The organism is Ruegeria sp. ABF4_144 (genome assembly GCF_056160045.1).
In genome coordinates this window covers 47640-68886 of the sequence record NZ_JBSWWK010000003.1, presented here as the reverse complement: position 1 = coordinate 68886, position 21247 = coordinate 47640, and the positions used below count along the sequence as shown (strand labels likewise).

General features: G+C 56.3%; 21 protein-coding genes. 15 read left to right on the top strand and 6 right to left on the bottom strand.

Annotated features, from left to right (window positions below):
* Positions 1–83 precede the first annotated feature (83 nt).
* Complete coding sequence (locus ACXAGD_RS20790; protein WP_475213627.1) at positions 84–1094, top strand: alcohol dehydrogenase catalytic domain-containing protein; 1011 nt, start codon at positions 84–86, stop codon at positions 1092–1094.
* On the opposite strand, the gene ACXAGD_RS20785 is transcribed toward ACXAGD_RS20790, so the two are convergent.
* Together ACXAGD_RS20785 and ACXAGD_RS20780 are read right to left on the bottom strand one after the other, a co-directional pair.
* On the bottom strand, positions 1084–2760 hold the full coding sequence (locus ACXAGD_RS20785) for an amidohydrolase (RefSeq protein ID WP_475213625.1): 1677 nt from the start codon (positions 2758–2760) through the stop codon (positions 1084–1086). The genes ACXAGD_RS20790 and ACXAGD_RS20785 overlap by 11 nt on opposite strands.
* Before the next feature lie 28 nt (positions 2761–2788).
* Positions 2789–3583: a carbon-nitrogen hydrolase family protein gene (locus ACXAGD_RS20780; protein ID WP_475213623.1), complete on the bottom strand. Its 795-nt coding sequence runs from the start codon at positions 3581–3583 to the stop codon at positions 2789–2791.
* Positions 3584–3713: 130 nt separating this feature from the next.
* On the opposite strand from ACXAGD_RS20780, the gene ACXAGD_RS20775 reads away from it, so the two are divergent.
* The 12 genes from ACXAGD_RS20775 (at position 3714) to ACXAGD_RS20720 (ending at position 15895) form a co-directional block, all read left to right on the top strand.
* Positions 3714–4619 carry a LysR family transcriptional regulator gene (locus ACXAGD_RS20775; protein ID WP_475213621.1) on the top strand — a complete coding sequence of 302 codons (906 nt, stop codon included), beginning with the start codon at positions 3714–3716 and terminating at the stop codon, positions 4617–4619.
* 81 nt (positions 4620–4700) lie between these two features.
* Positions 4701–5663 carry an agmatinase gene (gene speB / locus ACXAGD_RS20770; RefSeq protein ID WP_475213619.1) on the top strand — a complete coding sequence of 321 codons (963 nt, stop codon included), beginning with the start codon at positions 4701–4703 and terminating at the stop codon, positions 5661–5663.
* Between the two features lie 21 nt (positions 5664–5684).
* Complete coding sequence (locus ACXAGD_RS20765) at positions 5685–6761, top strand: ABC transporter substrate-binding protein (protein ID WP_475213617.1); 1077 nt, start codon at positions 5685–5687, stop codon at positions 6759–6761.
* Between the two features lie 69 nt (positions 6762–6830).
* Positions 6831–7889, top strand: coding sequence for an ABC transporter ATP-binding protein (locus tag ACXAGD_RS20760; protein ID WP_475213614.1), 1059 nt, complete (start codon positions 6831–6833; stop codon positions 7887–7889).
* Positions 7890–7902: 13 nt separating this feature from the next.
* Positions 7903–8742, top strand: coding sequence for an ABC transporter permease (locus tag ACXAGD_RS20755; protein WP_475213612.1), 840 nt, complete (start codon positions 7903–7905; stop codon positions 8740–8742).
* The gene (locus tag ACXAGD_RS20750) at positions 8739–9524 is read left to right on the top strand and encodes an ABC transporter permease (protein ID WP_475213611.1); all 786 of its coding nucleotides are present in this window, start codon (positions 8739–8741) and stop codon (positions 9522–9524) included. Before ACXAGD_RS20755 ends, ACXAGD_RS20750 begins: the two co-directional genes overlap by 4 nt.
* Before the next feature lie 9 nt (positions 9525–9533).
* Complete coding sequence (gene nthA / locus ACXAGD_RS20745) at positions 9534–10121, top strand: nitrile hydratase subunit alpha (RefSeq protein WP_475213609.1); 588 nt, start codon at positions 9534–9536, stop codon at positions 10119–10121.
* Between the two features lie 10 nt (positions 10122–10131).
* A complete protein-coding gene (gene nthB, locus ACXAGD_RS20740) occupies positions 10132–10794 on the top strand; it encodes a nitrile hydratase subunit beta (protein ID WP_475213607.1) in 663 nt (220 codons plus the stop codon).
* Positions 10781–11179: a nitrile hydratase accessory protein gene (locus ACXAGD_RS20735; RefSeq protein WP_475213605.1), complete on the top strand. Its 399-nt coding sequence runs from the start codon at positions 10781–10783 to the stop codon at positions 11177–11179. The genes nthB and ACXAGD_RS20735 overlap by 14 nt, the downstream gene beginning before the upstream one ends.
* A 112-nt stretch (positions 11180–11291) precedes the next feature.
* A complete protein-coding gene (locus tag ACXAGD_RS20730) occupies positions 11292–12851 on the top strand; it encodes a class I adenylate-forming enzyme family protein (RefSeq protein ID WP_475213603.1) in 1560 nt (519 codons plus the stop codon).
* A gap of 213 nt (positions 12852–13064) precedes the next feature.
* Positions 13065–14252, top strand: coding sequence for a YbfB/YjiJ family MFS transporter (locus ACXAGD_RS20725; RefSeq protein WP_475213601.1), 1188 nt, complete (start codon positions 13065–13067; stop codon positions 14250–14252).
* A 206-nt stretch (positions 14253–14458) separates the two neighbouring features.
* Positions 14459–15895 (top strand): alpha/beta fold hydrolase, encoded by a 1437-nt coding sequence (locus ACXAGD_RS20720; protein WP_475213599.1) that lies wholly within the window; start codon positions 14459–14461, stop codon positions 15893–15895.
* A gap of 164 nt (positions 15896–16059) precedes the next feature.
* Here the strand turns inward: ACXAGD_RS20720 and ACXAGD_RS20715 are convergent, their stop codons facing one another.
* On the bottom strand, positions 16060–17355 hold the full coding sequence (locus ACXAGD_RS20715; protein ID WP_475213597.1) for a vWA domain-containing protein: 1296 nt from the start codon (positions 17353–17355) through the stop codon (positions 16060–16062).
* A gap of 79 nt (positions 17356–17434) precedes the next feature.
* On the opposite strand from ACXAGD_RS20715, the gene ACXAGD_RS20710 reads away from it, so the two are divergent.
* Positions 17435–18178, top strand: coding sequence for a DUF6502 family protein (locus tag ACXAGD_RS20710; protein WP_475213595.1), 744 nt, complete (start codon positions 17435–17437; stop codon positions 18176–18178).
* Positions 18175–18366: a hypothetical protein gene (locus ACXAGD_RS20705; protein ID WP_475213593.1), complete on the top strand. Its 192-nt coding sequence runs from the start codon at positions 18175–18177 to the stop codon at positions 18364–18366. The genes ACXAGD_RS20710 and ACXAGD_RS20705 overlap by 4 nt, the downstream gene beginning before the upstream one ends.
* A 350-nt stretch (positions 18367–18716) precedes the next feature.
* Here the strand turns inward: ACXAGD_RS20705 and ACXAGD_RS20700 are convergent, their stop codons facing one another.
* The 3 genes from ACXAGD_RS20700 to ACXAGD_RS20690 all read right to left on the bottom strand — a co-directional run bounded on the left by ACXAGD_RS20700 (position 18717) and on the right by ACXAGD_RS20690 (position 21241).
* Positions 18717–19169, bottom strand: coding sequence for a CoxG family protein (locus ACXAGD_RS20700; RefSeq protein ID WP_475213591.1), 453 nt, complete (start codon positions 19167–19169; stop codon positions 18717–18719).
* A 106-nt stretch (positions 19170–19275) separates the two neighbouring features.
* Complete coding sequence (locus ACXAGD_RS20695) at positions 19276–20088, bottom strand: XdhC family protein (protein ID WP_475213589.1); 813 nt, start codon at positions 20086–20088, stop codon at positions 19276–19278.
* 13 nt (positions 20089–20101) lie between these two features.
* Positions 20102–21241 carry a vWA domain-containing protein gene (locus tag ACXAGD_RS20690; RefSeq protein ID WP_475213587.1) on the bottom strand — a complete coding sequence of 380 codons (1140 nt, stop codon included), beginning with the start codon at positions 21239–21241 and terminating at the stop codon, positions 20102–20104.
* Between the last annotated feature and the right edge of the window lie 6 nt (positions 21242–21247).

Below are 21247 nucleotides of genomic sequence, written 5' to 3'. Positions count from 1 at the left end.
TGTGGCTATGATCGTTACCAACGTATCATCCATGGATGGCTGAGCGGAAAGCGCCAAGTGTGATGGTTGATTTGCCAGAGGTTATGAAAGCTGCGATTAGCACGCGACCGGGGGCTCCTTTGGTTATTGCCGAGGTACCTGTTCCACAGGTCGCGCGGGAACAAGTCTTGGTCAAACTGGAAAGCTGCGGCATTTGCCACAGCGATCTGCATCTGCGCGAAGAGACGTTGCCGGACAGCGCTTACCCCAGGATTTTCGGTCACGAAGGGATCGGGCGTGTTGTCGCCATTGGCAAGGGGACAAGAACTGCGCCAGCGCTTGGCACCCGTGTCGGGTTGCCGTGGCTGTATGAGACCTGTCTTGATTGCAGTTCCTGCAGGTCCGGCCTTGAGAATTACTGCGTCGCTCAACAGGCACGAGGTGTCGAACAGGACGGTGCCTTTGCCGAATATGCCGTGCTTGAAGCCCGCTTTGCCTGCGAAATCCCGGAAGAAATCGACCCGATCAATGGGGCGCCTTTGTTGTGCGCCGGCTTGACAGCATGGAGTGCTTTGAAAAGGTCCAAGCTGGAAGCAGGACAAAATGTATTGATCATTGGGGCTGGTGGTTTGGGACAATATGCGGTCCTGATCGCAAAGGCACGGGGGGCGCGGGTGATCGTAGTGGATCAGGATCGTAACAAATTGCAGACAGCGCGCGGGCTTGGCGCTGATTTGAGCATACTTGCCGGACCCGATGCGGGTGTGGAGGTTCGTAAGGCCGGGGGTGCGGATGTCACGCTGAATTTTGCGCCCTCGCCCAAAGTTTGGGGCACGATCAAAGACGCGGTAAACCCTCTGAGCGACATCATCGCCGTTGCGTTGGTGGACGAGCCAGTTGATCTTTCTATGCTCTGGCTGATTGACGGAGGTCACCGGGTGTTTGGCTCGTCCGTGGGAACACGTCAGGATTTGGTGGACTTTCTCACGTTTGCCGCGCATCGCCCTCTGCAGGTGGACGTGGAACGGGTGAGCTTGGCCCAGGTCAACCATGCGTTGGATCGCCTGCAGGCCGGGGATGTGACTGGCAGACTGTGCATCGATTTCAGCCTGTAGCCAAGTAAGTCACGACGCCGTTGCAGATTGTAGTTTTCACAGCGGTCTCACCCGCGTTTTCCTGGGATAACACCCGATCCAGCACCACGATATCGGCCAGCATGCCCGGCTTGAGGCTGCCAAACTGGCCGTCACGGCGACAGGCATAGGCTCCTTCGCTGGTATAGGCGGCCAAGGTTTCGTCAAAGGTCAGGCGCTCGTCCTTTTGGTCCTCAGCCCATACCTGCCGGGTCATGGCAATGTCGATACCGGTCAGGGGCGGCAGCGCGGCGATTGGCCAGTCGCTTGAGAAACACACCCGCGCGCCCGCCTCCCTGAGTGTTCGCCAAGCATAGGAGTCGGGCCATTGGTCTTTGCCGATGATCGAGATCAATGGTTCCAATGGAAAATCCCCGCACCCCGGCGGGTGCGGTGGCATGAACGAGGCCACCACCTGCAATTCAGCAAACCGCGCTCGATCAGCGGGGTCATGCAGTTCGATGTGTTCGACGCGGTGCCGATTGTCTTGCGGGCCGTTGGCCACACGTGCCGCCTCATACCCATCAAGCACTACGCGCACCGCACCGTCCCCGATAGCGTGCACCGCAATCTGAAACCCACGCTTGTCCAACTCGACCGCCAGCAAAGCAAAGCGGTCGGGATCATGTAGAGGCGCGCTTTTGTGGCCGGGTTTGCTGGGATAATCCTGCACACGGTAGCCGGTGAGCACATCCAGCGTACCATCCATGAAAAACTTAACCCGGTTGCACCATAACATTTCGCTGTTCAGGTCGTGCCGCATCTGCTCAGCAATCTCGATGTTTGCGTCAGGCTCGCCCGGTGTGAAATGATACGGCAGTTCAAGCCGGCAACACAGATCTCCTTCGGCCTCAATCTCTTGCAGCAGCTCGGCCTGATAGACGTTACCGTCCATGTTGATGATGGTGGTGATGCCGTGTTGCGCGCAGTATTGCAGCCCTTCGCGCAGCAGGGCCTTGTCGGCCTCACGCTGATTACGTGTGACCTCGCCCGACGGCTCAACCCCTTCCAAGCCCAAAACCTCGCGCCCGCCGTGCTGGCCAAGCGCCTGAATGGTACCGACGGCGGGTGGTTCGATGAGCGTACCGGTGGCCACTCCGTCAGCATCCAATTCTACATGAGAAGCCGGACCCAGGTCGCGTCCCCTCAGGACGCCTGCCGCCTCAAGCGCCGCGGTATTTGCCCAACCGTTGTGAAAGTCCGCGCTTTGCAGCAGCAGCGGGCGATCCGGGCATATTTCATCCAGCATGTGCCGGTCCGCATTGCGCCCTCCATCAAAGGCATCATAGGCCAACCCTTGCGCAACCAGCAGGCTTTCATTCCGGTTTTGCGCTGCGAAATCACGAATTGCGCGGGTAAGCGCTCGGGTCCCTGTGACATTCTCAAGCCTTAGCACTTTCAACGAATAGGCACCAAAAAACAGGTGCATATGGCTTTCGACAAACCCCGGTAGTACTGTGGCGCCGCCGGCGTCAATGACCTGAGTTTCAGCGTTGCACAACGCCTCAACTTCGGCATTCGTGCCCAAGGTTTCTATACGGTTACCCGAGACAAACAGGGCATGATATTCGCTAGCTGAGGGCTCCATTGGGCGCACAGCGGCGTTTATGATTGCGATGGAAGAGTGCATGTTCTGGGCGTCCAGCAATTCGTCGTCCTGAAGGTTGGCACAGGTTTTACGGGAGCGCCAACCCCAGAGACAACGTATCTGAGAGGTAGGGATTGTCCGCGCGGGATTGCTCGTAGTCACCCGGATCGATCTCAGCCGTGATCACCTGAGCATCGTCCTGTGACGCGAAAGCCAACCTTTGCCCATCCGGCGCCACGATGGAAGACATACCCTGGTAAGTATAGCTTTCATCACGCCCGGCATGGTTGACATAGACGATGAAAACCTGGTTCTCAAAAGCGCGCACCGGGATCACCTGTTGCGTGATAAAGGCTCCGGCCGGACCGGCAGCCATGGCCGTTGGCACGATGATCACCTGAGCGCCAGCATGCGCAAGCCTGCGCACGTTCTCCGGGAACTCGACATCGTAGCAGATCAAAAACCCCAGTTTCAGGCCTTGCATGGATGTCATCACCAAAGACCGATCCGGCGTCTGAAACAATCCCTTCTCGTACGCGCCATAGAGGCAGTTTTTTCGGTAGATCAGCTGAGTGTCCGGATCTGCACTGTCAATGACGATTGCGCTGATAAATCGGGCGTCGCCCTCAGCCTCGGGAAAGCCCGTGACCAAACTAACCCCGGTGTCCCGAACGACCTGCGACAGCCTTTTTGCCCACGGCCCGTCATGCGGTTGCGCCAACGTGCACAGTTCCGCACCACAGCCGTATCCGGTGATGGCCAACTCGGGCGCGACCAGCAGATCGACTTGCGCGGCCATGGCATCCTGCATGGCTTGTTCCAACTGGCCTAATCGGTATTCGGGACTGCCACCCGCTTTCATCTGAAATGCAGATATCTTCACTTCTCGGTTTCCCCCAATCCTGCACGGTCTGGCTAAGTTTTAAGCACTTCAATTCACAACGGTATTCAGCATGTCGTGATTAACAAATAACGCGTTGCAAACCGATACATTTCTCTGGCTCAATGCAAGAATGAAAATCACCGGCTCAGATATCCATCTTCTGACAATTTTCGACAGCGTGGTACGCAATCAGGGTTTTTCAGCGGCGCAGGTGGAATTGGGCCTCAGTCAGCCGACGATCTCGAACCACATCACCGCGCTTGAAGAGCGATTGGGCGTGCGCCTGTGCCAACGCGGGCGACGCGGGTTTCTGCTGACTGAAAAGGGGCGGATGGTGCACCAGATCGGCATGTCCCTGCTGGATTCTCTGGATGAGCATTCTACCCAACTGGCCGGGTTGAATGGTAATCTGGTAGGGCGCCTGAAGCTTGCGGTGGTGGATGCCACCACCACGGACACCAACTTCAAACTGCCATTGGCAATCAAACGGTTAACAGAGACAGCACCAGCGGTACGCATTGACCTTACGATCTCGGAACCGCAAGAGATTTTGCAGGGTATTCTGGACGGCACTTACCATATCGGCTTTGGAAGTTTCGACAATGTTGGCAATGGGTTAAATCTCACAGACCTATACGAGGAGAACCACGCCCTCTATTGCGCGGATACTCATCCGTTGTTCTCCGAACCTGCTGACACCATTACAGATGAAGTGATCGCGCGCTATGCTTGGGCGCATCGCGGCTATTGGAACCAGCAACGACAGAAAACCCTGAACCCATCCGAGCGGGACCTGTTCGTGCAAGAGATCGAAGCGCAGCTTATTCTGGTGCTGAGCGGCGCCTATATCGGTTTGTTACCACTGCATCTCGCCACGCCCCTTGAGCAAAAGAGCCGTCTTCGACGCCTGCCCAATAGCCAGCAAGACTATTCTTGTACCATGCAAATCGTCACGCGATCGGGAACATCACCTAAGGTAAACGACCTTTTCATCTCGATACTCAAGGAAATCTACGAGGAATACATTTCCGAATGACAATGTAAGAGTTTGCTCAACGGTATTTTTCGTACAAATGCCGCTGGTTAGGCTTCGGTGAAATTCACATGAGGAGCAGCAATGCCAGACGCAGCCGGGCCGCAATACAATCAGCCTTTGGGTGGGAACGAGATGCCACGTTTTGGCGGTGGCACAACAATGATGCGGTTGCCGAGTCAGGATACGGCCGAGGGGCTGGATGCATGTTTCGTGGGCATCCCGATGGATATCGGCACCTCAAACCGAACTGGGACGCGCCATGGTCCACGGGCGGTCCGCGCCGAAAGCTGCATGTTGCGGCCCTTCAACATGGCAACAGGCGCTGCACCTTTTGCCAAGATGCAAGTGGCTGACATTGGCGATGTGGCAATCAACACGTTCGATCTCAAAAAGACGATGGACATCATCACCGATGCCTATGACGAGATTTTGCGACATGACGTGGTCCCGATCACGTTGGGCGGGGATCACACCCTGACCTATCCAGTGCTGCGGGCCATCGCGCGCAAACATGGGCCAGTGGCGTTGATACATGTGGACGCCCACGCCGATACAAATGATGAAATGTTTGGCGAAAAGATTGCGCACGGCACACCATTTAGGCGCGCTGTTGAGGACGGCCTGCTGCAGAACGACAAAGTGTTCCAGATTGGTTTGCGTGGCACGGGCTATGCGCCTGATGACTTTGACTGGGGCCGGAAGAAAGGTTTTACTGTCGTTCAGGCAGAAGAGTGCTGGCACAAGTCACTGACGCCGCTGATGAAAGATATCCGCGCGCAAATCGGTGATGCACCCACCTATCTGACCTTTGATATCGACAGCCTGGACCCGGCCTATGCGCCCGGGACCGGTACGGTCGAAATGGGCGGGCTGACCAATATTCAGGCGCTTGAAATCGTGCGTGGCTGCGCCGGCTTGAATCTGGTCGGAACGGATTTGGTTGAGGTCTCGCCGCAATATGATGTCAGCGGATGCACGGCACTGATCGGTGCAAACCTGGCCTACGAAATGCTTTGCGTACTGCCCAAGAACCGGGCCAACTGAACAAACCAACAGGAGATAACCATGCCAATCACATTGTCTCGCCGCCGATTTCTAGGCACCGCTGCCGCCACCGGCGCAGCAGCGCTCGCCGCGCCCGCAATCGTTCGAGCGGCGCAACCGCTGAAAGTCGGTACCTATGGCGGTTTTTTTGAGGACAGCTTCAAGCAGTTTATCTTTCCCGAGTTTACCAATGCCACAGGGATTGAGGTGAATTCAGTTGCTGTTCCAACCGGCGAAACCTGGCTGGTGCAGATCAAGAATGCCGCCAGAGCCAAGACCGCGCCTGCGGATGTCTCGCTGATGGCTGGTATTCCGCGCAGTCAGGGGGCGGATCAGAAAGTGTTCAAAACGCTGGACGATTCCAAAATCCCGAACCTGTCAAACATGTCGGATACGTTCCAGGATCGCTATGATGACGGCAGCCTGTTCGGGGTCGGTGCGGTGTCTTGGTATATCACACTCTGCACAAATTCGGACGAAATTCCCGAAGCCCCTGACAGTTGGGCAGCATTGTGGGATGAGGCCTACAAGGACCAGATCGGTCTGCTGGGTCTGGCCTCAAACTCTTACATGCTGGAGGTGACTGCGACGACGTTCTTTGGCGGCACCGACATTTTGGACACCAAGGAAGGCATCCAGCAAGTGTTCGACAAACTGTCCGAGGTCGTTCCCAATGTGCGGCTTTGGTACAAGGATGAGGGCGCGTTCCAACAGGCGTTGCAGGACGGTGAAATTCCGATGGGCCAGTATTACCATGACGTGGCTGGCCTGGCCGCCGCCGAGGGTTTCCCGGTTGTCTCCACCTTCCCGAAAGAAGGCGGAATTGTAGACTCGGGCTATTGGATCGTGCCCGAGCACGCCCAGCCGGTAGATGAGATTCATGAGTTCATCAACTTCATTTCGGCACCTGAAACACAGGCCCTGTTGTCACGCAATGTGGGTACAGCACCGGTCGTCGATCCTGCGCTGACCGATCTGACCGCGGAAGAACTGGCCGCCGTCAGCAGCCCGATAGCGCCGATCGTGCCACGTTATGACGTGTACAAGGAGCACGCGAATTGGATTTCTGACACCTGGAACCAGATGATCGCAGGTTAACCACTCACTGCAATGGCCCGCCCCAGATAACGGGGCGGGCCGAACCATAACTTGAAAGACAATGCGCATATGCCAGGTTTGAGCATCGAAAACGTCACCAAGAAATTCGGGTACGTGACAGCCGTCAAAGATGTGAACCTTCAGTTCAATACCGGCGAAATGATCTGTTTTCTGGGGCCATCCGGGTGTGGAAAAACCACTCTGCTAAGGATGATCGCCGGGTTGGACGAACCCACCAATGGCACGATCCGCTTTGAGGATCAGGACCTGACCGGCGTCCCAGTGCACCAGCGCAATATTGGCATGGTGTTCCAGTCCTTTGCGCTGTTTCCGCACCTCAATGTAGGTGAAAATATCAGTTATGCGATGCGTATCCGGGGCCATTCGCGGTCAGAATGCGAAGACCGCGCGCGGCAATTGCTGGACATGGTCCATTTGCCGGGGGTGGAGGATCGAAACGTATCGCAATTGTCAGGCGGGCAGCGTCAGCGCGTCGCCATCGCACGCGCTTTGGCCCTGAATCCTCAGGTTTTTCTGCTGGATGAACCGATGTCGGCGCTGGACGCCAACCTGCGCGAAGTGATGCAGATTGAGCTGCGCAAGCTGCAGCAGGAACTGGGTATCACCACGGTCGTCGTCACCCATGATCAGACCGAAGCCATGACGATGGCAGATCAGATCGTGGTCATGGGCAAGGCGCAGGTTCTGCAAACCGGTACTCCGATGGAAATATACAAGGCACCGGTCGACAAATTCGTGGCCGGGTTCATCGGTACCAGCAACCTGTTGCCGGCCAAAATGTCGGGGCCGGACGGCGTCCATGTCAACGGTGTCGAATTGAAAGTTGAAGGCAACGCGGGCCACTTCTCCGATGGCGAAGATGTCCTGTTGATGACCCGCCCGGAAGAAGTATTCGTACATCACCCCTCGGATACAGCTGTGGCGAACTCAGTGACAGGCACGGTGACCTTCGTGCGCGATATCGGGGCGACGATCGAAATTCTGGTGGATTGCGCAGGACATGAGGTGATCTCAGTCCTAACACCCAAGGACTGGCCCAACGTAAAGGTTGGTGATCAGGTGCATGTTGAAATGCCCCCTGCCGCGTGCAGTATATTGGCGGTCTGAGAGGGCGGACGAGATGCAGACAAGCGCCCTTTCACGATATCTTGGACTGATCCCGTCATCGGTAATGATCGGGGCGTTCTTTTTGATCCCGTTTGTCCTGATCCTGTTGACCAGTGTCTCGACCCCGACCGACGACGGGGGGTATGCGACCAGTTTTGATCTGCAGCATTTCGAACGCTTCCTGACCTGGTTCTATGTCGAGCGGGCTTTGTTTTCGGCAGGGCTGTGCGCCTTGATCGCAATGCTCAGCCTGTTGATTGCCTACCCCTTCACCTATTTCCTGACTACTTTCCCGCCGCGCGCGCAGACCTTCTGGCTGATCTACATCTTGGCGCAACTGTCGCTGTCCGAAGTGCTGATCGCCTTTAGCTGGCAAATCCTTCTGTCGCGAACTGCCGGGGTTGCGAACATTCTAGTCTGGGTCGGGATGATCGAGAAAAGCTTTGCGATGACCCCCTCGGCGGGGGCAGTTGTGGCTGCTCTGGTCTACCTGACGGTCCCGTTCTCGGTGCTGCTGCTGTTTCCCGCGCTCAGCCGCTTGGACAAAAGCCTAATTGAGGCGGCGCGTACATTGGGCGCCTCGCCAGTGCGGACCTTTTTTACGGTTGTCATTCCAGTCACCCGCCCCGCGATTATCTCGGGTGGGGTGACGGTGTTTGTCCTGACACTGGGCGCTATCATCGTGCCACAGGTTCTGGGCAAGCCTGAGCACTGGACGTTGTCGGTGCTGATCACGGATCAGGCGATCTTCAACTTCAACATGCCGTTTGCCTCGGCTCTTGCGGTGGTGTTACTGGTCATCAGCGCCACCGTCATCTGGCTGGTCACGAAATTCTCGGGGAAAAAGACATGAGGGCGTTGCGCAGTATCTATCTGGCGCTGTTCGCGCTGTATCTGATCGGGCCGATCCTTGTGATCGCTGCCGTGTCGTTCAATGCCAAAAAGTTTCTGGCCTTCCCCCCACGTGGTTTCTCATTCCGCTGGTATGCTGAGGTTTTCGTAGCCAATGACTGGTTCTCTGCTCTGAAGAACTCTTTGTTTATCGCTTTTGCTTCGGCCAGCCTGTCCGTTTTGATCGCGACGCCAGTGGCCTATTTCGCGTGGCGCTACGGGTTGCGCTATGCCAAGGCGCTGCTGGCGCTTGGAGTCGCACCTTTTATCCTTCCCCCGGTTATCATGGCGCTGGCCTTCTTGTTATTCTTCACCGGGATCGGAATGAACGGCCTTATGATCAACGTCATCATCGCACATGCGGTATTCCTGCTGGCGCTGCCGTTGGTAACGATCTCTTTGGGACTGGAAAGCGTCGACCGCTCGCTCATTGAGGCCAGCCAAACCATGGGGGCATCGAACGCGGTGGTCTTCCGCTCGGTGATCCTGCCAATTGCCGCGCCTTTTGCCTTTGCAGGCTTTGCGTTCTGCTTTGTCCTCAGCCTGAATGAGTACATCATTGCGTTGATGACCGTTGGTTTCTCAATCGAGACGCTGCCAATCAAGATCTTCAACGCGCTGCGCTATGGCTATACGCCGGTCATCGCGTCAATCGCGGTGATCTTCATGGTGATCAACATTGTCATTTTCGCCCTGATTGCACGGTTTTCCAACCTGGCCCGCATTCTGGGGGCGATGGAGTAGGACCAGACCATGCCACACGATCATGACCCGCTGGAAGAAGGCCCTGCCCTGCGCGTACGCGCGTTGGAAGAGTTGATGGTGGAAAAGGGATTGGTGGACCCCAAAACACTGGACAGTATCGTTGAATACTATGAGCGCGAGACCGGACCCCGCAATGGCGCGGCGGTTGTCGCCAAGGCATGGACCGACCCTGACTACAAAGAGTGGTTGCTGCGCGACGGAACGGCCGCCATCAATGCGTTGGGGTTCAGTGGCTTTCAGGGCGAACATATCCGCGTCCTTGAGAATACTGAGACCGTGCATAACGTTGTCGTTTGCACATTGTGCTCGTGCTATCCTTGGCCGGTTCTTGGTTTGCCGCCCACCTGGTACAAAAGCCCGGCTTATCGGTCACGCGTCGTGCGTGAACCGCGCGTGGTTCTGGCTGAATTTGGGGTTACGTTGTCCGAAGACGTACAAATCAAGGTTTGGGATAGCACCGCAGAAATCCGCTATCTGATCTTGCCACGCCGTCCTGAAGGCACCAGCGGCCTGTCAGCCGAAGAATTGGCTGACCTTGTCACCCGTGACGGCATGATTGGCACGGCGCTGTTATAGGAACGGATGCATGGATGGTATTCATGACATGGGGGGAATGCACGGGTTCGGGAAAGTCCCACGCGATCAGGACCGTGCGTTTGACCATGACTGGCAGAAACGCGCTTTCGCCCTGACCGAAGCACTGGCATGGTCAGTTCCTTTCTGCGCCGACGAACACCGCTATGCGATCGAGCGCATTGCTCCGGTAGACTATCTGGGGCTGGATTACTTTGAGAAATGGGCCATCGCGGCGGCGGCTTTGGCACAAAACGCCGGGCTGGTTGATCGGCACGAGCTGGAGTCTGGCCATAAACGATTTGATATCACGCAAGAGGACCATCCCGCCGTAAGTTCGGCCGAGCTTCTGACAGCGACCAAAGCAGGAGCTGAGATGAAATTTGCACCCTCGACGGCCGAGCCACTATTCAAGGTGGGACAATCGGTGAGGGTTCTGGCCAACAGCCCTGTTGGCCATACCCGAGTTCCGCGCTACGTGCGCAATCGCGTTGCGCGGATCGTCTCTGATTGCGGTGTGTTTCAGTTTGCCGACGCTATGGCGGCTGGAAAGGGACCCTGCCCGCAGCATTGTTATACGCTCGAGTTTTTGGCCAGCGACCTGTGGGGCGAGGCGGCTGACCCGAACGGTCGTGTCTGTCTGGATTTATGGGAGAGCTATCTTGAATCCGCATGACCAGCCTGGGGACATAGCCGAGCAAGTTCTAGACACAATACCCGATTTGGGCGATGAGAACCCGCTGTTTCGCGCCCCCTGGCAAACCCGAATTTTTGCTCTGGTCGTAACTCTGGTTGAGGAAGGGCATTTCCCGTGGACCGCATTTCAAACCCGTCTGGCCGATCTGATCACCCAGTCGGAACAGATCGAATTTGCTGACACTGCCGACAGGGTCGAGAGCCGATACTTCGATTGTTGGCTGCAGGCAGCGGAAGAGACTTTCACGGACCAAAGACTATTGGAGGATTGCGATGTGGATCAGAAAATCGGAGCTCTGCGGCAGACCATCGCCGAAATCCGAGCAGTGCAGACGAATTTGTCACAAACCTCTGAAAACAATTAGCGAGTAAGCGCGCCCCGCTTCTAGGACTTCGTTAGATACTCTGAAAAAAACAGCCGCGTTCGGCACTGAATACAAATTTGCTATTATTATCGCCCAATTTGAGGAAAAAAGCATGTCGGTATCCGGACCACCGCTGACCGCACCTGCGGATTTAACGAATCTGTTTGGTCGTGGGTTGGCGGCAGATCCCAAGGCAGTTGCACTTTTCGCATTGGACGGCGCGTTAACCTGGCAAGAGCTGGATGACGCCTGTACGCGGCTGGCGTTGCGATATCTCAGCCTGGGGCTCAAACCTGGGGACCGAGTGGCGTCCATTATGCCGAACCGCGTGGCGCTGGTGATCCACTACCTGGCTTGCATGCGAGCTGGTCTGGTGGCGATGCCGCTCAACTATCGCTACACGGCATCGGATATCAACTATGCACTGAAGCTGGCTGCACCAGTGGCTCTGTTCATGCATGGCGAGAGGGTGAGGGATGTAAGCGCGGTCCCTGGCGTGGCAAAGTTGCCCAAAGGTGTGATTGTCTATGCGGGCGAAATGGACGGAGCACTCTCTTTCGATGACCTGCTCAACGCAGAGCCTAACGGAACACTTCCGAAGGTCCGGGCTGACGCCCCGGCTTTCATATTCTTCACCTCAGGGACCACGGGCAAGCCAAAGGGCGTTACGCACAGCCACGCCAGCATGGGATACATGGTGGCAAGCAATGCGCAGGGGCTTGGGCTGGGACCGGAGGACGTTGTGTTGCCCGCGTCTTGGATTTCGCACACCGCCGGGTTGCGACTGACGTTTGCAGGGCTTTGGGCAGGTGCCAAGACAAATATTGCCCGGCAATTCACCCCAGACGAGCTTTTGGGGCTCTTGCGGCAGACGCGACCAACGGTTGCGCAGATTTTACCAGCGCCTTTGGCGGCTTTGGTCATGGGGCACGGGGCGGTGCGCGATGATTTTCGCTCGCTCAAAACGATGATGGCTGGTGGGGACAAACCCTCGCAGACACTGGTTGAAGCGTTCGGCGCATTGGCTGGTGTGCCAATTGGGGCGTTTTATGGGATGACGGAAATGGGAACGTCGCATTCCAATACCCATGGTGGCGCCGCGAAAATGGGCGCAGTTGGATTAAACAATCCAGGCTATGTCTCGGTACTTCGCGACAAAGCCGGTAAAGAGGTGCCCGTAGGAGTGGACGGTCGGCATTGGGTTAAGAGCCCAACCATGATGACAGGGTACTGGGAGGATCCCGAGGCGACAGAGGCGGCGTTTAGCGATGGTTGGCTCGATTCAGGCGATCTGATGCGGCGGGATGAGGATGGCTATTTCTGGTTCCGGGGACGCCGGAAACAGATCATCGTACATGACGGTTCAAACATCAGCCCGGCAGAGGTGGAAGACGCTCTGACAGCGCATCCATCCGTCGCGGCAGCCGCGGCAGTTGGAGTGCGTGATGAATTGCATGGCGAGGATGTTTGGGCCTTTGTGAGCTTGGTTGATGGGGCACCGCCGGTGCGCGCCGGAGAGATCATTGATTTTGTGCGAAAGCAGATTGGATACAAGGCACCGGACGTTGTGCGGGAAATTGATACCCTACCGTTAACCATGGGCGGCAAGCTTGACCGGATGGCATTGAAACGGCTGGCGGCGGAAGAAAGCGGAGCAGCGCACGTGTTGTGACGCCCGCGCCAGTCGGAACACAATTGCGGATTGCCTGCTATTGGATGGTATGTGACGGCCACCGGCACCGAACAAACTGAGGCACATGTTCTGCCCTACTCAACCTTCGAACAGCCGCTTTTCAGTTGATCCCAGGCCGCGTGGGCAGATCAGCTGGGATTGCGCAACCAAACGCATTGGGGCACGGTAACCGTTCAACCTGAAAGGATATTCATGTCCGCGGCAAAACCGGCGAACCCGTGGCTCATATTGTTGGGCCTTGCGCTCGGCGTCAGCATATCCAACGCGTTTGGTCGCTTTGCCTACGGTCTCATTCTGCCGTCAATGAAAAGTAGCCTTGGCTGGAGTCTCACCCAATCCGGATGGCTCAACACGGCCAATTCGATTGGTTACATAGTGGGGTCAATTCTAACACTTTTACTTATCCGGCATTATTCGCCGTCGCGGTTGTTTGCTGTTGGCACTGTGGCGACCGCACTGTGTCTTTTGGCAACCGGGTTTGGTGAGAGCCTCGTTTTGCAAACCGTGTGTCGTACGTTGGTCGGACTATTCGGCGCTCTTTCCTTTGTGTCAGGCGGCGTACTGGCGGCGTCGCTGTTCCAAAGCAACGCACAAAAGAATGCGTTGGCCATCGCCTTATACTTTGGCGGCGGCGGTGGATTTGGCATTGCTCTATGTGGTGCAACCCTTCCGAGCATGTTGGACGTATTCGGACCACAATACTGGGACTGGGCTTGGATCGGGCTAGGGTTGGTGGCCCTGATCATTTGCCCATTCTCGATTTGGGCTTCAACAATGTTGACCGAAAGCGAACACGACGCCGCACTGCCGTCCATCCCCCCGGTGCGCAGAATGCTTGGACAACTCGGCGGGTACGCGCTGTTCGGGATGGGTTACATTGTCTATGTCACGTTTATCTCTGTCTGGATGAAAGAGCAGCATTCCAGTGTTCTGTTGACCACCGCAACTTGGATGCTTCTTGGGTTCAGCATTATGGCGTCCCCAATTATTTGGCGCGGAGTTCTGGCGCGTTATTCATCAGGGCTACCCATGGCGCTGATCCTAAGCGGAGTCGCACTAGGGTCAGCCCTGCCGATCTTGGTTCCATCCGGATACGGGCTGATTTTGTCTGCACTCGTATTCGGACTGTCGGTCTTTATGCCACCAACTGCTGTAACCAGCTTTGTCCGTCAGAACGTGGAGCAACAAGATTGGGGAGCAACCATTAGCTTTTTCACCGTGGTATTCGCCGTCTCACAGGCATTAGGGCCGATCGGGGCCGGCATCATCGGGGACATAACCGGGGAAATAGGCGACAGCTTGGTCGTCGCCTCAGCGGTCCTGCTGGTGGGCGCCCTTTGTGCCGCGATGCAAAAGCCGCTCAGGCATCAGGCAGTGTAGCGATCATAATCCGAAGCAGACCCTTCAACTAGATTTATCGGAGGGGCCGCAAGTAAGTGCTTCACTTCAACCGAAGTTGCCCGTTCATCCCCCGGTTTTCTGGCCAACTGACGCATCAGCTTACCACCCTTAAGGCGGGCTCTTTTTGGGCGCCTGCCCATGGGTTGTAGCCACAGATTGCTTCAACCAAAGCGATCGTTGACCCGATGGCCGTTCAAACTTCATTATGGTCCTGCGCCAGCTTCGCTACGGTCCAAAAGGAAATCACAAGCGGCAGAATGGCGAGAAAGCTATTTGGGGGGTACATGACGACCAGCGTGGAGACCCTTTTCACCGAAAGCGACGGGCTTTCTATCGCCTATCAGGTGTGGGGCGATGGACCGCGAAATCTTGTGTTGGTGCCTGGCATGATCTCGCATCTGGAAGCGTCCATGGAACACCCGGGGTATTTCCAGTGGATGACCGCTCTCAGTTCTGCGGGACGGCTCGTTACCTTCGACAAGCGTGGCAATGGTATGTCCGACCGCATTCAAGGTACACCGACGCTCGAAGAGCGAATGATGGATATCGAGGCAGTGATGAATGCCGCCAACATGACCTCGGCCACGATTATTGCATTCTCTGAAGGCGCTTCACTTGCCTGTGTCTATGCAGCTATGCACCCGAAACGCGTCGAACGCCTGGCGCTCTGCGGCGGATACGCTCAAGGTCGTCTTACACGCGGCTATCTGACCCCTGAAAGTCTTGAGATCGCTTTGACGCAGTTCCGCGAAAATTGGGGGAAACCCTATCAGCCTCACCCATTTTCTGAATTCGGCCCAAGTCCAGACGATGCTGAGGCCCAAGACGCGTGGGCACACTTTCAAAGGATGAGTGCGACCCCCATCACAGTTGCAAATCTGTTTGAACTGGCCGCGTGGATCGATATCCGGGAATTGCTGCCTTCTATCTCCCAATCCACATTGGTCATTCACCGTGAGACCGAAGAACCAAACGGTGCCGATTGCGCCAACGACTTTCTGCGTTTGATGCCCAATACGGAGTACAAAACCATTCCGGGCCACGAACATGTGCCGTGGGAGGGTGACGTGGAAAGTTATGCGACTGCGATCGTAGAGTTTGTCACCGGCGCGCCGCCTGTGACGATGCAGCCCACGCGCACACTCGCCACTGTTTTGTTCTCTGATCTGGTCGAGTCGACTTCGCAACAAGCCCGGATCGGCGACGACCGCTGGCGTGACCTGATGAACCGCCACGACGACATCTGCGCAACCCAAATCTCCCGACATGGCGGCCATCTGGTAAAGTTCACGGGCGACGGTGTGCTGGCAACATTCAGTTCTCCTACTAGCGCACTGGCCTGCGCCGGCTCTGTACAACAAGCTTTGTCGGCTATCGACCTGAACGCACGCTTCGGCGCACATACGGGTGAGATTGAAATTCGAGGCGATGATATCAGCGGCCTTGGCGTGGTCGTAGCGGCGCGTGTCATGGGCCAAGCCCAGGACGGACAGGTCCTGGCCTCCGACCTCACCCGGCAACTGATGCTTGGTGCTCCGTTCCAGTTTAAAGACTGCGGAGAGCACGAGTTGAAAGGCGTCCCAAACACTTGGCGGTTACATGCGGTGAGCCCCGCGCACTAAACAACTCGTCCCACCGGCATCTTCCTGCTTGCCATTGTCTCGGGAATAGAGCCTCCGCATTAGGCCGTCTTGGCCAATTCCGAGGGCTGCATGAGGTTCCATGGATCGAAGCGAAGCTGCTCATTTCGTCGCACGAGACAACTCAAACCCGCGTTTCGATCTTTCTAGCTGAGACAGACGCCGTTCCTGTAGCTTCCGACTTCGCGGACAACGTCCTGGTTTGATGCTTCAATGCGGCGCCCTTTTAGTTCGCTTTGAGTGACACGAACCATCAGATCGTTGAGAGGGGTCACGCGATAGCATGTCGTCGATGGCTCGTTATGTGCATATCCGACACCGCTGTCGTCGGTCAGGAAGATGTACCGCCCGTTGGACACCAGCGCGCCCTGTCTCATTAGATATTCAAGATGCGGCCCTTGGCTGCTGGCTTCGACGCTGAAGATCTGGATGCCATCCAGAGCAGCTTTCCCAGCGGCATTCAAATAGGTTCGGGTTTGGGTGCGATGAGGTGGCTCGTCGCCGATCTGGAACAAGAGGCGCTCGCCGTTCCCGCGGCGCCAGTTCAGGGAAACACCGGCTTCCAGCGCATCAGCGACTGCTTCGGGATATCCGCTTCCGCCGCTTGTCGGCAGCTCGCCACTAAGCCATTTACGGAACTGCTTTTGATTTCGGGTAAATCCGTAGCTTTTGACCACATAACGATCTCCCCTCGACTTATAGACCACGAGGCCAAGACGGATGTCGATATCGCTTGCGCTGCTTTTGGCCTGCCGCAGAATGGAACTCAGGTCTTTCAGCAGCCATTCCATTTCGTCGCCCATACTGCCTGTGGTATCGATGACAAAAGCCAAATCCAGAAAACCGGGCTGCCAAGTCTGGTTCCCCGGAACTTTTACTGTTTGTCGGGTTCCATTGTTTTTTATGACTTGGGTAACTGGAACATCTGATCCATCTGTGAAGGCCCGAAGTTCGACTTCAGAAACCCGTCCTGCGCCCAAGGCTGCGGGGAATACGTTGACGACCCCATCCACACCTGAAATTCCGTCATAGAAAGGTTTGGTGGAGCCTGGTTTTCTAAGTGTGAAACGAACACCCGGAGCGGGTTCGTTATCCTCTCCTACAAAAGTTGCCAGAACCGGTGTGGACAAATCCGCTCGAGGCAGCCCTAGCGCTTTGGATGCTTCTGATTGCAGTGGGACAAATGAGGCTAGGTTGAGTGAGTCATCAATGTCGCCTGCCGTTAACACGCCTGCACTCGGAGCTGACCTGACGGGTTGCGATGCTGGCAAAGGTCCTGAGACCGCCACCGCTTCCTCAACGACTACCGGGGCTTCCACGACGGGCTCTTCCAGATTTCCGGTGACGGCAATGTCCGCGCAGCCAGAAAGACCCAAGCCGGTCAACACGATGCCACAGATGGCACCGGCAGCTTTTAACTCATTGGATTTGAAAGATCTCATCAAAGACTCTCCATAAATGTGCAAATTACACATTTCATGGAGTATTGCCGACGTCAAGAAAAATGTGCATATAGCACATATGCCTGATTTGCTGGACACACTCTTTGCACCCTTCGCGCGCCTCATGGTTGCGCGCGGTGTACTGTTCCCTGAGCTGATGGAGCGTCTAAAGACGCATTACATTGCTGCAGCGATAAAACAGTCCAAAGGGAAGGCAACAGACAGCCGCATCTCGGTTCTGACTGGCCTGCAACGGCGAGACATAGCGCGTTTAAAGTCGGAACCACCTTTGCAAACACGTTCCAATCATTTGGCCACACTAATCCAGCGCTGGCGAATAGACCCGGATTATCTGGCACATGACATCCCCAGAAGCGGTGAGAAACCTTCGTTTGAGGCGCTCGCTCGTGATATTCGAAGAGATGTTCACCCCCGCACAATGCTCGATACGTTGCTCAATGCGGGCACAGTAGAAGCCTTGAACAATGACATGTTGCGGTTGCTCCAAACATCTTATCAACCGCTTGCAGGATCCGAGGATCAACTGGCTTATCTGACACGCAACCTTGGCGATCACATGTCTGCCGCAACCGAAAATGTCATGGGTGAGTCACCCCCGTTTTTCGAACGCGCAGTTCACTATGGAAGCCTGACCAGGGAACAGGTGCTGTTTTTGGAAGAAGAGCATAAACGTGCGCAGATGGCGGTTTTTGAATCGCTCGCCGACAAAGCCGCTGATATGAAAGCAGAAAAGAAGACTGATGCAGACTACAGGTTCCGCGCCGGAGCCTACTTCTTTCGCCAAAGGGACAATACCGAATGAAAACTGCCAGATACTGCCTTTTCCTGCTCCTCCTGACGGCCTGTGCAGGATCGGAAAATCTGGAAGAACCTGTCGTTGAGGCTCCTGTTGTTGTCGAGGAAGCAATCGGAAACAGCGACGAAGAATGCCCGTCTATCGATCCCGGCACAGACGATGGTATCGGCGGCACAGGATGTAGTTTCGACTAGGTGGCGTTGGAACATCCGGTATCGCTAAGTTCCTGTTTCACCAAAGCCGAACTAAGACAACTACACTGAGTCATTGGTCTCATAGGGGTAGAGGCTTTCCCGAAGCGGCCAGTGTCAGACGCGCCATGAAATGGCGATTGTCACAGGTTGACCGAGAAACGACCCGAGGCGACGGTGCTGGTTTGAACCTCCGCCCCTGCCCTCCAGCATTGCTACAATGAACCACGCAAACCATAAAACTGCGTGACCTTTATGTTGTTAGATTTGCACAGCAAACAGTCTCATCCAAGATGTCCCGAGCAAGCGCAGAAAGCTCGCTCCAAATAGGCTCATTTGGTCTGTGCGACAGTCTAACCGACGTGTTGCTCGGCGACGATTTCCCCAAACTTGTCGAAAAACTTAGCTGAGAGTTTTTTAGCAGTCCCCGCAATCAACCGACTGCCCAATTGCGCAATTTTTCCACCGATTGTGACGTTGGCAGTATAGGATAGAACCGTTTCCTCCCCGTCAGTGCTAAGAGAGACGTCCGCCCCCCCTTTAGCAAAGCCCGCAGCGCCGCCTTTCCCTTCACCGTTCAGGGAAAACGCGTCCGGAGCCTTGGAGTTGTCCAACGTCACCTCACCGCTAAACCGCGCCTTGACGGGGCCGATTTTGAGCAAAACCTTGGCCTCCAAGTGCTCGGGAGAATGTTGAATCAGTTCCTCACACCCGGGAATGCACTCACGCAATACATCCGGATCATTCAGCGCTCGGTACACAACATCGCGCGGGGCAGAGATACGGATTTCGTCATTTAGTTCCATTTGAGAGTCCTTTTCTCAACAACATCTTGGGAAAACGCGAAGTGCGGTCTCGGTCGCTTCTTCCGGAGTCTGATCCGGCTTCACAGTCCGAAAGGACTGCAACCACTTACGCCATTTTTTCATCATGCGACGTCTCCTCGGATTTGTCTGAATTTCGCCAACTGATGATTTCGGCTAGGATCGACAGGGCGATTTCGTGCGGGTCGATTGCATGGATATCCAGACCGGCCGGGGACTTGAGCCGACTGGTCTGTTCGGCGGTCAATCCCTGCGCTTCCAACCTCTCGCACAAAACCTTGGCCTTGCGGTGGCTCGCGACCATCGAAACGCGGCGTGCTGGTGATTCAAGTGCAGTTCTCAATGCCGCGCCATCGCCTTTGCCTTGCGAGGCGACAACTGCGAAGTCGCGCGCTTCAACCCCCAAAGTGCTTAAGTCGTCCGAATTAAATCCGGTGAAGTCCACAGAGCATTCGGACCCTTCAGGCAAGCAAACACGCAACCCGGCCAACGCCGCGTGCGCGGCAAGCGCATGTGCAATCGGAGAATCCCCAAATATGATCAGGCGCGGGGCGTGCTGATAGGGCTCGATCAACAAATCGACGGTTCCACCCGAAGGACAACCGCTCTTGAAGGTTTCAACACCATCCGGGTCTGTCATCGCCACCACCTTTTCCGAAGGTTTCACGCGGATCATTTTTGGAGTTCCACCAGCCAGTGCCTCCTGCGCCGATGTTCGCACAACACGCTGCACACAAGCTCCGCCCAGATGGCCCAAAATACGCCCGTCCCGCGTGATCACGGCCTTGCTACCCGCTTTGGCCGAGGTTGCGTCGGCAGTGCGAAGGACAGTTGCCACGCAAAAGGCGTCGCCCTTTTTTCGCAACTCCTCAATCGTGTCAAAAATGTCGAAACCTGCCATGGCCATGTCCTTTTCACAGTTTTCGGAATTCGGGTTCCAATGCCGCCAGTGCTTCAAGCGTGTTGGCCGGCAGGTGCGCATCCAAATACGGTTCAGCAGCCTGCATGGCGGCGGCAATGGGCTGATAGTCTTTCCATCCTTTAAGAGGATTCAGCCAGACAATCCGCCGTGCCTTGCGCCGGATCCGGGCCAGAACCTCTCCCAAGGCGTCTGGCGACGCGCTGCAATAGCCGTCCGAGAGGATCAAAACGATCGTCCGCCCGTTCAATGCGCGGGCACCGTGTCCGTTCAGAAACCTCTCAAGGCTGCCCGAGATGTCGGTCCCACCGCCAAACCCTTCGGCCATAAGCGATAGCCGCCCTGCAGCGCGTAGCGTGTCGTGGTCGCGCAGCGCATCGGTAACGCGCATCAAACGGGTGTGGAACAAATAGGCGTCCGCCTCTGTTCCACTGCCAATCAGACCTTTGAGGAAAGCCAGGAAGACCCGTGAATAAACCGTCATCGACCCGCTGACGTCACACAAGGCAACAATCCGCATTGGGCGAGGAGGACGAGCGCGGCGATACAGATCGATCGGGTCTCCTCCTCGTGCGAGGCTGGCGCGTTGAATCCGGCGCATATCCAGAGCAGTGCCCCGCAGCGCTTGCTTTCGCCTGCGCGAGCGACGGTCGCGGATCGCACGTGCGATGGCGGTTGCGGTCTGTTCCGCCTGCCTTAGCGCGTCTTCATCCATCAGTTCGCGCAAATCCCGGCGCGACAGGTTGACCGTACGGGTTGCAATCAGCTTCCCGTCTCTCCCCACGGCCTCCCCATCGCCGGTATCAGGTGCGGCGGCCTGATCCGTGCCGGTCTCGGTTTCCTGAGCATCCTGGCTCTCTTGCTGCCAGATCATCGGCTTGGCGGATTGGACCCGCACATGAGCCGTTTGGGCGGTTCCGGCTCGTTGCTTCCCGGTATTAAACCAATAAGCCTCAAACAGTTCATCGAACCGCCGCCAATCGTCGGCATCGCCCGCTAATAAAACGCAAAGGGCCTGCTGCGCCTGCCTGACATCCGTCGCCTCAACCGCCGCCAGTGCCGCCAATGCGTCCCCCGTCTCGGCCGGTCCCACACGCATTCCGTTCATACGCAGATGCGCGATGAAGCCGGACATGCGATC

Excerpts from the sequence above, each read along its gene's own strand:
- ACXAGD_RS20790 (WP_475213627.1), top strand. The coding sequence starts at position 84 with ATGAAAGCTGCGATTAGCACGCGACCGGGGGCTCCTTTGGTTATTGCC.
- ACXAGD_RS20775 (WP_475213621.1), top strand. The coding sequence starts at position 3,714 with ATGAAAATCACCGGCTCAGATATCCATCTTCTGACAATTTTCGACAGC.
- speB (WP_475213619.1), top strand. The coding sequence starts at position 4,701 with ATGCCAGACGCAGCCGGGCCGCAATACAATCAGCCTTTGGGTGGGAAC.
- ACXAGD_RS20765 (WP_475213617.1), top strand. The coding sequence starts at position 5,685 with ATGCCAATCACATTGTCTCGCCGCCGATTTCTAGGCACCGCTGCCGCC.
- ACXAGD_RS20760 (WP_475213614.1), top strand. The coding sequence starts at position 6,831 with ATGCCAGGTTTGAGCATCGAAAACGTCACCAAGAAATTCGGGTACGTG.
- ACXAGD_RS20755 (WP_475213612.1), top strand. The coding sequence starts at position 7,903 with ATGCAGACAAGCGCCCTTTCACGATATCTTGGACTGATCCCGTCATCG.
- ACXAGD_RS20750 (WP_475213611.1), top strand. The coding sequence starts at position 8,739 with ATGAGGGCGTTGCGCAGTATCTATCTGGCGCTGTTCGCGCTGTATCTG.
- nthA (WP_475213609.1), top strand. The coding sequence starts at position 9,534 with ATGCCACACGATCATGACCCGCTGGAAGAAGGCCCTGCCCTGCGCGTA.
- nthB (WP_475213607.1), top strand. The coding sequence starts at position 10,132 with ATGGATGGTATTCATGACATGGGGGGAATGCACGGGTTCGGGAAAGTC.
- ACXAGD_RS20730 (WP_475213603.1), top strand. The coding sequence starts at position 11,292 with ATGTCGGTATCCGGACCACCGCTGACCGCACCTGCGGATTTAACGAAT.
- ACXAGD_RS20725 (WP_475213601.1), top strand. The coding sequence starts at position 13,065 with ATGTCCGCGGCAAAACCGGCGAACCCGTGGCTCATATTGTTGGGCCTT.
- ACXAGD_RS20720 (WP_475213599.1), top strand. The coding sequence starts at position 14,459 with ATGGCCGTTCAAACTTCATTATGGTCCTGCGCCAGCTTCGCTACGGTC.
- ACXAGD_RS20715 (WP_475213597.1), bottom strand. The coding sequence starts at position 17,355 with ATGAGATCTTTCAAATCCAATGAGTTAAAAGCTGCCGGTGCCATCTGT.
- ACXAGD_RS20710 (WP_475213595.1), top strand. The coding sequence starts at position 17,435 with ATGCCTGATTTGCTGGACACACTCTTTGCACCCTTCGCGCGCCTCATG.
- ACXAGD_RS20705 (WP_475213593.1), top strand. The coding sequence starts at position 18,175 with ATGAAAACTGCCAGATACTGCCTTTTCCTGCTCCTCCTGACGGCCTGT.
- ACXAGD_RS20700 (WP_475213591.1), bottom strand. The coding sequence starts at position 19,169 with ATGGAACTAAATGACGAAATCCGTATCTCTGCCCCGCGCGATGTTGTG.
- ACXAGD_RS20695 (WP_475213589.1), bottom strand. The coding sequence starts at position 20,088 with ATGGCAGGTTTCGACATTTTTGACACGATTGAGGAGTTGCGAAAAAAG.
- ACXAGD_RS20690 (WP_475213587.1), bottom strand. The coding sequence starts at position 21,241 with ATGTCCGGCTTCATCGCGCATCTGCGTATGAACGGAATGCGTGTGGGA.